The following is an 11958-nucleotide window of genomic DNA, read 5'->3' as shown; positions in this document are numbered from 1 at the left end:
GGTTAACAATTAATCGAAATCCATCAGTTTCTTAGACCTGGACGGAATCGATTTTAAAGAATAAGCCTGTTGACACTCCTTTGAAGTATCAACATGTTTGCCTTTGTTTTTGAATTTTCATTTCCAAAATCCATAATTCATAAGGTCAGCGGAGGTTTTCTTTTCATCAGCATTCTTGATTTAGTTAATACAAATTAGTCGAATATCCTTGTTTGTTACTAAGTTTTCTACTTGAAATTAAGTAAAAGGTTATAAAAATAAGCACCTCAAATATTGTTTGAATGTTTAAATGTTCTTTTCTGTATTTATTTTTATATATTCGTTTTGTTTCTTGAAAAATATTCAATATTATCGGATGCAAATATACAATATTTTATTATATAACAATACATAATAAATTATTTTATTATTATTTTTCACGGAACTTTCCATTAAAACAATGATGGATTTTACCAATGTGCTAATTTACAGACTACTCATTTAGACATTGATCAGGCTTCTGTTTTTCAGTCTATACGAATTCGGTATGACAAGAAAAGCAACATTAAAAATCAATTTGTTTGAAAGTCGGTGTTTAGTTGCCACTTTTTTAATGAAAGAAAGCCCTAGCAAAAGATTAATATGCTGAAACATGGAGGAAAACCTCATCTGTCACCGCCTATTTTTTGAAAAATAAAGAGTAATTCTTGTTTTTCAAGGCGTGAAAACCAAGTGTTTCAAGGCGTGAAAACCAAGTGTTTCAAGGCGCGAAACAAAGTGCCTTTTAGTTAAACCTTATATGACTAAAACTAATCAAATGTTTTTCGGTATGTACATCCATTTTTCCATTCCGAACACCCGTAGGCTGTTTTCCCTTTTATGATAATTCCCTTACCACAAACCGGACAGGGCTGTCCGACTAAAGAGTCCGGGATACTACTCGGAGAAAAGACAGGAGTAGCAACAGGAGACGGTGATGCTTCTGTTTTTACCTCTTTCGGTTCTCCTGCCTCGGAATTCTTTTTTTTCTCTTTTGACACGTTCACTTTCCGTTCTCGTTTTTTAGGTTCCTTCTTTGCTTTCTCCCCGGTCTTGACACCTACCGCATCTTGAATAGTGATGCGACGATTAGTATTATCAGCAAGTACACTCATTACAATTTCCGAAACCATTTGTTTCAATTCTTCAAGGAATTGGCGGGCATCGTATGTTTTCTTTTCTATCTCACGCAATTTCTTTTCCCAGATACCTGTCAATTCCGCTGATTTCAAAAGTTCTTCGTGGATTAACTGCACCAATTCTACTCCTGTCGGTGTAGCGATCAGATTCTTTTTTTCCTTGCGGATATAATTTCGTTTGAACAACGTTTCAATTATAGCGGCACGGGTGGAAGGGCGACCGATACCATTCTCTTTCAGTGCATCGCGAAGTTCATCATTATCGACTAGTTTTCCGGCGGTTTCCATAGCCCGGAGCAAGGTCGCTTCCGTAAAAGGTCTTGGTGGCTGCGTCCATTTCTCATTCAAGTCGGGAATGTGAGGACCGCTCTCCCCTTTTATAAAGGCAGGAAGAACATTTTCATCGTCGTCGTCCTTTTCTTCAGCAGTGTCTTTCACATCTTTAGCAAATACCACACGCCAGCCCGGTTCTAAGATTTGCTTACCGGTGACTTTAAATTCGATCTTATCCACCTCACCCATCACGGTAGTAGTAGAAATCTTACAATCTGGATAGAATACTGCTATAAAACGGCGGACTATCAGATCATAAACACGACGTTCCATATCGGTAAGGTTTTGAGCATAAACTCCGGTAGGAATAATGGCATGGTGGTCCGTCACTTTCGAGTTATCAAATACCTTTTTCGATTTAGGCAACGTAGCACCATGCAACGGGGCAGTCAATACTTCGTAATCACGAAGTCCTTTCAAAATACCAGGACATTTCGGATAAATATCATCGCTCAGAAAAGTGGTATCGACACGCGGGTAGGTAGCTACTTTCTTCTCATAAAGAGATTGGATCAGTTTCAGTGTTTCATCGGCAGAATAGGCGAATTTCTTGTTACACTCTACCTGAAGGGAAGTCAAGTCGAACAAACGCGGAGCGTATTCCTTTCCGTCTTTCTTACCAACACTGGTTACAACAAAAGGAAGGTCTTTGATACGTTTTACCAAGGCTTCTCCCTCTTCACGATTGGTGATAGGATCGATACCCGGATTGTCCATTTTCTTTTTTCCACCGTTTTTTTCTTCTTCTGCCGCTATTTCTTCATCACTTTTGCGAATAAGGGCGGAGAAAATAGTATCTCGATAGTTTGTTTTTAGTTCCCAATATTGCTTGGGTTGGAAATTGGCAATTTCCAACTGACGGTTGACAATCAATGCCAAAGTAGGCGTTTGCACACGTCCGATAGAGAGCACCTGTTTATTTTGACCATATTTAATGGTATAAAGACGGGTAGCATTCATTCCCAATAGCCAATCACCCATTGCACGGGAAAGTCCAGCTTCATAAAGTGACTGAAAATCGGCCTGATCTTTCAGTTTCGCAAAACCTTCACGGATGGCTTCTTCCGTCAATGAAGAAATCCACAGACGTTTCACCGGACAGTGCGCACCGGCTTTCTGCATCACCCAACGCTGAATCAATTCTCCTTCCTGCCCGGCATCGCCACAGTTGATGATCTCATCTGCGTTCTGCATCAGTCCCTCAATAATGTGAAACTGTTTTTCATAGGTAGGATTTTCTATCAACTTGATGCCGAAACGTGGAGGAATCATTGGCAGGCTACCTAAATTCCACGATTTCCAATTAGGCGTGTATTCATGTGGCTCCTTCAGGGTACAAAGATGTCCGAATGTCCAGGTCACTTGGTATCCGTTTCCTTCAATATATCCGTCTTTTCTAGTGTGGGCTCCGAGTACTTCGGCTATATCGCGTGCTACAGATGGCTTTTCGGCTATGCAAACTATCATTTTTTCCTTCTTATCTTTACTCTAACAGCTTACAAAGTTACACGATTATTTCTCATTGACCGCATGAAGAGAGAAAAAAGTCCATAAAGTCATAGATCAGAGAAAAGAATGCCCTTGTTTCGAAGTGAAAACAAAAGACCTAGTGGATGGTTTCAACTACTGACACAAAGTCGGCTAATTGACTACTACCATAGCGAAATACTCTTTAAATACCTCCGCAGCCCGTTTAAGTTGTTCAGGGGTATTTTCTTTTACGTCTTTCAGTTTGTATTCCTGTTCCATAGCCTCGTACTTGTGTACGCCTAATGTATGGTAAGGAAGCACTTCCACGCGTTGAATCATTTTATATGTCCCCATGACTTCTCCCAGTTGGCGGATATCCTCTTCAAAATCGCTGTAACCGGGTACCAATACATATCGCAACCAGAAAGATTTTCCATTCTCTTCCAACCATGTTGCCGTGCGGATCGTTTGCTCGTTACTTCTCCCCGTCAATGTCTGATGGCGGACAGGATTGAATTCTTTCACGTCCAGCAATACAAGATCGGTCAGACGGAAAAGCTCTTCCACATCTTCATTCCAGATACCACCGTTGCTGTCTATGCACACATGAATACCTTTCTCTTTCAACTCACGAACCAGTGGAACGAGTGCTTTTGCCTGAAACGTCGGTTCGCCTCCGGAGAAAGTAACTCCCCCTCGCTTTCCGAAGAAAGGGCGCTGATTCATTGCCATGCGAACGATTTCTTCCGGCGGAGTAGGTGTACCGCCTTTGCCGGCTATTGTATCGGGATTGGCGCAATATAGACAACGGAAATTGCAACCTTGAAGAAAAACGACGAGCCGTAAGCCCGGCCCGTCGAATGTTCCCATACTTTCGTATGAATGCACGTTTATCATCATATAGAATAAATAGAATATTACATACGTTCGTGAAAGCTACGGCTGATAACCTCCAATTGATGTTCGCGGCTCAACTTCACGAAGTTTACGGCATAACCAGAAACACGGATGGTAAGTTGCGGATATTTTTCCGGGTGTTCCATAGCATCATACAGCATATCACGGTTCAGAACGTTTACATTCAGGTGGTGAGCACCTTTAGTGAAGTATCCGTCCATCATGGTAACCAGATTCTCGATGCGTCCTTCCGCAGTAGCTCCCAGTGATTTTGGAACAATTGAGAAAGTATTACTGATGCCGTCCTGTGAGTCGCGATAACGTAGCTTCGCTACTGAGCTCAAAGAGGCAATGGCACCGTTCTTATCACGTCCGTGCATCGGGTTAGCTCCCGGAGCAAAAGCAACACCTTTGGCACGTCCGTCGGGAGTAGCACCTGTCTTCTTACCATACATCACGTTGGAAGTGATAGTCAGTAATGAAAGAGTCGGACGGGCATTCTTGTAAACCGGAAGTTTCTTCAATTCTTCGCTGAAGAAATATACTAGATCAACACCCAAATGGTCTACCTTGTCATTGTCATTACCGAAACATGGGAATTCACCTTGAATGTCAAACCCTTCTGTTAGACCGATGTCGTTACGGCGTGCGGTTACTTTGGCATATTTGATAGCTGACAGTGAATCGAGTGCGATGGAAAGTCCGGCTACCCCGTAAGCAAGGTTGATGCGTGGGTTTGTATCTACAAATGCCATTTGGGCTTTCTCGTAATAATACTTATCATGCATATAATGGATGATATTCATCGCTTCGTTGTAAACACGGGCGATTTCCGTCAATACTTTCTTATAGTTGCTCATTACTTCTTCGAAATTGAGAACATCACTGGTCAGTACGGGGATATTTTTCACCATTACCGTACCAGTGTTTTCGCAACGTCCGCCATTGATGGCAAGCAGCAGGGCTTTTGCCAGATTACAGCGTGCACCGAAGAACTGGATTTGTTTTCCAATTTCCTGATAAGATACACAGCAGGCAATTCCGTAGTCGTCCGACTGGCGTACTTCACGCATCAGATCGTCGTTTTCGTATTGGATGGATGAAGTATCGATGGAAACTTTGGCGCAGAATTCTTTGAATCCTTCCGGTAATTCCGGGCTCCACAGTACAGTCAGGTTCGGTTCTGGTGAAGGACCGAGATTGTAGAGTGTTTGCAAAAAGCGGAATGAAGTCTTTGTCACCTTGGTACGTCCGTCGTTGAGGCGTCCGCCTAGGGATTCGGTTACCCATGTCGGGTCACCGGCAAAGATTTCATTGTAAGATTGCATACGCAGATGGCGTACCATACGCAGTTTGATGACAAACTGGTCGATCAGTTCCTGTGCAAAAGATTCTGTGATGGTTCCTTTACTCAATTCATATTCCATATAAATGTCAAGAAACGAAGAGACATTACCCAGTGACATGGCAGCACCATCTTGTTCTTTTACGGCAGCGAGGTAAGCCATGTACACCCATTGTACGGCTTCTTGTGCGGTGTAAGCAGGACGGCTTAAATCGAGTCCGTAGTACTCGCCCATCACCTTCATGTCCTTCAATGCCTTGATTTGCTCTGCCACTTCTTCGCGTAGGCGGATGCGATCTTCGGTCATCGGACCGGTAAGGTTACGTAAATCTTCTTTTTTTGCCTCAATTAATCGGTCGATACCATAGAGAGCCATACGGCGGTAATCACCGATGATACGTCCGCGGGCATAATTGTCAGGAAGTCCGGTGAGGAATCCCAAAGAACGGAACGAGCGGATTTCTTCGGTATATACGTCAAACACTCCGTCGTTGTGCGTCTTGCGGTAGTGAGTGAAGATGTCTTTTACACGGTCGTCTACTTCCATACCGTTTTCGTGGCAAGCTTTGCTCACCACATTGATACCTCCGAAAGGCTTAATGGCGCGTTTCAGAAGTTCGTCTGTCTGCAGGCCGACGATCAGTTCGTTTTCTTTGTCAATGTATCCTGCTTTGTGAGAAGTTATGGTTGAGACGGTGACATTATCTAGTGAGCGTACTCCGTTATTGGCTCTTTCTTCTGCCAATGCTTCGAGGCAGCGGTTCCATACAGCTTTTGTGCGTTCGGTAGGTCCTTCAAGGAAAGAAGCATCTCCATAATACGGAGTGATGTTATGACTTACGAAATCTCTGACATTGATTTCAGTGCTCCAAAGACCATCTTTAAAGATCTTATTTAATTCCATAAATGATAAAATTAGAGGTTGTAGTTATCCTTTTCATTAGAGCGCGCAAAGATACAAGTCTTTTTCACATAATCAGCATAAGCATGCTCTATTTTATGCTTTTCAACATAAAAATACCTAGATATTGCTATTCTTTGGAAATGATATTCGTGATTTTTTTGTGAAAACTCTTGCTAGTTTAAAATATCTTCGTACCTTTGCACCGCTTTTAACAGAAAACACTTTTGATAAAAGAGTTTTGGAGAGGTGGCAGAGTGGTCGATTGCGGCGGTCTTGAAAACCGTTGAAGGTAACACTTCCCGGGGTTCGAATCCCTGTCTCTCCGCAATAAATACTGATAATCAGCGATTTAAGAAACGAACGCCCGTAAAAATGCCCATTTTTGCATTTTGTGGGCGTTTTTAGTTATCTTTCCTCAATCTTTTGAAGCATCGTTTTATATAAATAACGGCACTTGCCGAAATTGCGAAACTTACAAAAATTCCCAAAGCCTAATAAAGCAAACTACATTTCGGTCGTTTCGTTTCTTTGGCTGTTTCTTCCTGCTTTTTGTCGGCTTGAATGTTTGTTTTTATATTTTCGTCAGTTGTTTTGCCGGATTCTTCCGTTGCGGCTGTTTTTAGAAAAACCGCCTTCAGCCTTCAGTTCTTCCAAAAAGCCCCTTTTCATCGGTGTTTTTTCCTGAAAGCACTCCTGAAAGCGAAAGTATATCACTACAATTCCTTTTGCCATATTTACTTCCAACAGAGGCTCCGCGATAAGCAAACGAAGCCTGTATTTCATTGTAACAGAGGCTCTGTTTGATCCAAATATAGGCTCTACTTGAACCGAATACAGGCTCTATTTGATTCAGCCCACATGGCGAATCCATTTATCCGATGTAGTGGACAAAGAGAACCGGCATGGTGAGTATACATACCCGCCACGCTGAATAGATAGCCCTACCGGCAAGTCTGAAAAAGCTGAAGGCGCTGAAAGCACTACCCCTTGCCTACAGTACCTTCCTGCAAGGGTCAATATATTCCGCCTTCAGCCGCTATCTCCTTCCTACAAGGCGTTTGCGGATAAAACTGAAACCGCTGAAAGCGGATTATAGTATGAAAATTCAATAAGAGGGTTTGGACAGGTTTAGACACGGATCACTGGAAATTTAATTCTCTTGCCCGCCTTCATATTCTCCTCTTTTAGACGTTGCTACCAATTGTTTGGCTAAAATACGACATTCCACACGATTAATCTTTCCATTCCCTGTTTGCGGGATATCGTCTGTTGACAATATGTATCTGGGACGATAATAAGGTTCGAATATTTCCTGCAACTTATTTTCGATTTCCTTAGTACCCAGCTGACCTTCCAACAATAGAGTGACAGCCTGCCCTAAGCGCCGGTCCGGAACTGAAGTAATGACAAAGGGTACAGGAATGAACGGGCGGAGTAACCTTTCCATCTCTTCCGCTTGAATCTTAATTCCTCCACTGTTAATCACGTTGTCTTTCCGGCCTAGAATCATAAAACTTCCATCGGGATAGATACGTGCAATATCATTGGTCTGCAATGTTTCGTCACAGACCAAAGGGGCATCGATGACCAATGTATTCTCTGAGGATAAAGACAATTTTACGGAAGAGAATGGATAATAATGCTCCGAAGCCGATACTCCGTTCAGACGACGAAGGGCAATATGCGACAAGGTTTCAGTCATGCCATAAGTGGAGTAAACCACAGTCGGAAGATGTTTCATCTCCGTTTCCAAGGCCTCATCAACGGCTCCACCTCCTATAATCAGAATACCCGTTTGTTTTAATCGCTCTTTTTCTTCGGGAACCTGCAAGGTGTTATAAACTTGCAATGGAACCATTGCCACAAACCTTAAAGGGGCTTTTATACCCGCCAACGGATGACCGGAAGCAGGACGAACAATCAGGTTCAAGCCTGCAACCAATGAACGTACGACCATCATCATTGCACCGATATAACGAAGATTCATACATAATAATGCCGAATCACCTTTTCTCAAATTCAAAAATTCACAAGTCAGACGTGCACTTTGCATCATCTGCTCCTTGCGTACCACCAGTTCTTTAGGGGTACCCGTAGAACCCGATGTATGAACCGTGATGACAGGAGAATCATCAAACCATTTGTTCAGGAAAAGATATAAATCCCAATAAGCAGGAGAATGAGCTTCTGCTCCTCCTGCTATCAATCGACGTATATCTTCAGAAGTGTATTCTTTTCCTTCCAGTAACAGGCTTTGTTGTTGTCGGTTGAATATCATATCATCACCATATCCTTTAACTATTATCCTTTACAAAACCACAAGCAATCTTTTCTTATTTCAAGGGGTACTTCCACATTATCCGTAAAAAGCAATCCTGTCCCCAATCCCTGTGGCAACGGATTATTGAATGTTGCACACCACTGTGCAATAGCGTTCAAGCCAATGTTTGATTCCAAAGCAGAAGTGACCCACCAGCCGATATGCCGCTTTTCAGCTTCGGTAATCCATTCGTCCCCTCCGCACATTCCTCCGTGAAGGGAAGGTTTAATCACAATATATTGCGGACGGATGGTTGAGAGTAGTTCTTTTTTTCTCTCCAGCGTGTTGTACCCTATCAGTTCTTCATCCAAAGCTATCGGCAATGGAGATTCGGAAGTAAGGCGTGCCATTTCCTCCCATTGTCCGGCACGGATCGGCTGTTCGATAGAATGTAGATCCAGTTCGGACAGACGCTTCAGCTTATCCATGACATCAACCGGAGAAAAAGCACCATTTGCATCTACACGCAACTCTATCTCCTTAGAGGAGAAATGTGAACGGATATAACGTAGCAAAGCCAACTCTTTTTCAAAGTCGATAGCACCAATCTTCAGTTTGATACAACGGAATCCGACTTCTATCTTTTTCTCAATTTGGGATAACATACAATCATAATCTCCCATCCAGATAAGGCCGTTGATAGGAATTCCTGTCTCTCCGCGTGAGAAAGCCGTATCACATAAAGCCCAGTTTCCTGCAAAGAAATGCCGGATGGCCGTTTCCAGACCAAATAAAATGGAAGGATAGTCGCACAAACCATCCATATCCAACATTCCTTGTTCTCTCTCCACTTGCCGGCAGGCTTTCATTAATACATCTTCATAATCAGGAAGATCATCACAACTCAAAGCGGGCAAGGGTGCACACTCTCCTATTCCTACTCTACCCGGAAATTCAGGAGAGGTGAAATGAAGATACCAGACTTTACGCGTAGTATATGTTCCCCGGGAAGTTCCCGCGGGTTGCTTGAAATGGAGCAACCGGGGAATGATTTCTATTTTACAGTTCATCGTGTAATCGGTTTAAGGGAACTTTGGATATTGTTTGAAGTTCGGTTTACGCTTCTCCAGAAAGGCATTCTTTCCCTCCTGTGCTTCATCCGTCAGGTAATAGAGTAACGTTGCATCGCCCGCAAGCTCCTGAATACCTGCCTGACCATCCAGTTCGGCATTCAATCCCGCCTTAATCATACGCAAAGCCAACGGACTAAGCAACATCATTTCTTCCGCCCACTGCACATATTCATCTTCCAGCTGCTCCAAAGGCACTACCTTATTCACCAATCCCATGTCCAGTGCTTCCTGCGCATTGTATTTCCGGCAGAGGAACCAGATTTCACGTGCTTTCTTCTGGCCTACTACACGTGCCAAGTAAGATGCACCGAATCCGGCATCAAAGCTACCCACACGAGGACCTGTCTGACCGAAGACGGCATTTTCCGAAGCGATGGACAAATCACATACCACATGAAGCACATGGCCCCCACCAATGGCAAAGCCGTTCACGGCGGCAATCACAGGTTTCGGAATGCTACGAATCTGCTTCTGTACATCCAATACGCTCAAACGAGGCACACCGTCTTTCCCGATATATCCGCCACGTCCTTTCACATGTTGGTCGCCCCCCGAACAGAAAGCCTTATCTCCGGCTCCGGTAATCACAATCACGTCAATATCCGCTTCTTCACGGCAGATACGCAATGCATCACTCATTTCGGCGGTAGTAGTCGGGGTAAATGCATTCCGATAACGTTCACGGTTGATTGTGATACGGGCAATTCCATTATAATAATCAAAAAGAATATCATCGTATTCTCTGATGGTTGTCCACTCTCTTTGTATTGACATAATCTATTTTTGTTTTAATTGATGATAATAATTCTTCAACATACGCGCATCCTTGTTTTTGTTGGTAAACACTTCCAGCAGCACTGGCTGTTCCATAGCTTCCGGTTGGGTGAAAGTTTTCATCACTTCAGCCAGTTCTTCATCATCTTGCGCTTGCAGATAGAGGAAGCCACGTTCCTCCGCCCAGCCTTTGGCCGATGTTTTATGGACTGCTGCAATAAACTTATGTGAGGTGCCCGACATATCCAATCCCGGCAAGGTATGGAAAATCTCTCCTCCTCCGTTATTTAATAAAAGGATACGCAGGTTAGAACGGACGTTGATATTCCACAGCGCATTCATATCATAGAAGAAACTTAAATCTCCGATAGCTATAAAATTCAGTTTATCGGAAGCTGCCGCATAGCCGACTGCCGTAGACAGTGAACCTTCAATACCACTCGTTCCCCGATTGCAACAGACCTCAATCGTGGAAGGAATCGAATATAGTTGTGCATAGCGGACTACCGAACTGTTTGCCAGATGTAACGCACACGACTCCGGCAAGGCTTTCAGCAACGCACCGACAGCCGACATCTCCGAATAAGCAAAATCCGGTTCGGGGATCATCTTGCAATAATTCTCCCATACACGTGGATATTCAGGAGTCCGGTTGTCCAACAGACTGGCTATCTTCTCCAAAAACTCGAACGGATCCATCTCGATCACCGTAGTTAATGAGCCATACAAATCGACCACTTCACCGTCCGGTGATACGTGCCAATGTTCTTTAGGCGGATGCTGGCGAAGGAACTTCTTCAACCGCTTGGAAACCACGTGTCCACCATAAGTAATCAGCAATTCGGGAACCATCTGGTCGATCTTTTCTTCGGGCATGGCATAAAGCGCCGCATCGAAATTCTTTACCGGAATACCGGGAACTGTCTGATTGCCGATATGTTCCGTTAGCCAGGCAAAATGTTTATATAATAACTTGATATATCTTTTCTCAAACAGATAGATAAGATTCATCTGACCGATGATAATCATACGCTTCTGATATTGATTCATCCGGTCGATCAGAGCGTTATAATCACGGTCGTAGACATTCAATCCCTGATAACGGGTAATGACACGTACTGTGGGTAGTGAATCGACCGTAAACTGAAACAGCGGTTCGGAAACAGGTACATTGATATGTACCGGACCTTTCCCATGGTGGGTCATCTCCAACAAAGCTTCATTCACCAGACGATTGCAATACCACTCATCTTCTTCCGTGTGAATCTCCGGAAGGTTCACCGACTTCTTGACCAACGTCCGAAACACGTCTGGTTGCGGAACAGTCTGCCCATCCATCTGTCCGATCCAGGCAGCGGGACGGTCTGCAGAAATGACGACTATAGGAACATTCTGGTAAAATGCTTCCGCCACAGCCGGATGAAGGTTCAATAACGCTGTACCGGAAGTGCAACAGACAGCTGCATGATTACCACCATTCAACGCAAGACCAATCGCAAAATAACCGGCACTCCGTTCATCAGTTACCGGATAACAAGTAAAATTCGGGTGGCTGGATAAAGTATGCACGATGGGCGTGTTACGGCTACCCGGGCACAACACAACTTTAGTAATCCCATGCGCCTCGAGCAGCGCAACCAACTGGAGTATGTTCTTCTTGTCTGTATACATGATGGTTAGTGATT

Annotated in this window: 8 protein-coding genes and 1 tRNA gene; 1 reads left to right on the top strand and 8 read right to left on the bottom strand. The window is 43.7% G+C overall.

Going from position 1 to position 11958, the window contains the following annotated elements; all coding sequences use genetic code 11:
- Positions 1 to 788: 788 nt before the first annotated feature.
- The 3 genes from AB9N12_RS11870 to pflB all read right to left on the bottom strand — a co-directional run bounded on the left by AB9N12_RS11870 (position 789) and on the right by pflB (position 6106).
- On the bottom strand, positions 789 to 2957 hold the full coding sequence (locus AB9N12_RS11870; protein WP_369892262.1) for a DNA topoisomerase 3: 2169 nt from the start codon (positions 2955 to 2957) through the stop codon (positions 789 to 791).
- A 174-nt stretch (positions 2958 to 3131) separates the two neighbouring features.
- Positions 3132 to 3860: a pyruvate formate-lyase-activating protein gene (gene pflA / locus AB9N12_RS11865; protein WP_369892261.1), complete on the bottom strand. Its 729-nt coding sequence runs from the start codon at positions 3858 to 3860 to the stop codon at positions 3132 to 3134.
- Positions 3861 to 3877: 17 nt separating this feature from the next.
- Positions 3878 to 6106, bottom strand: a complete 2229-nt coding sequence (pflB, locus tag AB9N12_RS11860) for a formate C-acetyltransferase (protein WP_369892260.1) — start codon at positions 6104 to 6106, stop codon at positions 3878 to 3880.
- Between the two features lie 240 nt (positions 6107 to 6346).
- On the opposite strand from pflB, the gene AB9N12_RS11855 reads away from it, so the two are divergent.
- A tRNA-Ser gene (locus AB9N12_RS11855) sits at positions 6347 to 6431 on the top strand.
- Positions 6432 to 6688: 257 nt separating this feature from the next.
- Here AB9N12_RS11855 and AB9N12_RS11850 read toward each other — a convergent pair.
- The 5 genes from AB9N12_RS11850 to menD form a co-directional block, all read right to left on the bottom strand.
- The gene (locus AB9N12_RS11850) at positions 6689 to 6889 is read right to left on the bottom strand and encodes a hypothetical protein (RefSeq protein ID WP_369892259.1); all 201 of its coding nucleotides are present in this window, start codon (positions 6887 to 6889) and stop codon (positions 6689 to 6691) included.
- Between the two features lie 367 nt (positions 6890 to 7256).
- Positions 7257 to 8384, bottom strand: a complete 1128-nt coding sequence (locus AB9N12_RS11845) for an AMP-binding protein (protein ID WP_369892258.1) — start codon at positions 8382 to 8384, stop codon at positions 7257 to 7259.
- Positions 8385 to 8407: 23 nt separating this feature from the next.
- The gene (locus AB9N12_RS11840) at positions 8408 to 9436 is read right to left on the bottom strand and encodes an o-succinylbenzoate synthase (RefSeq protein ID WP_369892257.1); all 1029 of its coding nucleotides are present in this window, start codon (positions 9434 to 9436) and stop codon (positions 8408 to 8410) included.
- A 12-nt stretch (positions 9437 to 9448) separates the two neighbouring features.
- Positions 9449 to 10273, bottom strand: a complete 825-nt coding sequence (menB, locus tag AB9N12_RS11835) for a 1,4-dihydroxy-2-naphthoyl-CoA synthase (RefSeq protein WP_369892256.1) — start codon at positions 10271 to 10273, stop codon at positions 9449 to 9451.
- Between the two features lie 3 nt (positions 10274 to 10276).
- Positions 10277 to 11944, bottom strand: a complete 1668-nt coding sequence (gene menD / locus AB9N12_RS11830; protein WP_369892254.1) for a 2-succinyl-5-enolpyruvyl-6-hydroxy-3-cyclohexene-1-carboxylic-acid synthase — start codon at positions 11942 to 11944, stop codon at positions 10277 to 10279.
- Positions 11945 to 11958: the final 14 nt, after the last annotated feature.

The organism is Bacteroides sp. AN502(2024) (genome assembly GCF_041227145.1).
Lineage (GTDB): Bacteria > Bacteroidota > Bacteroidia > Bacteroidales > Bacteroidaceae > Bacteroides.
This window is presented reverse-complemented; position numbering and strand designations above follow the sequence as displayed.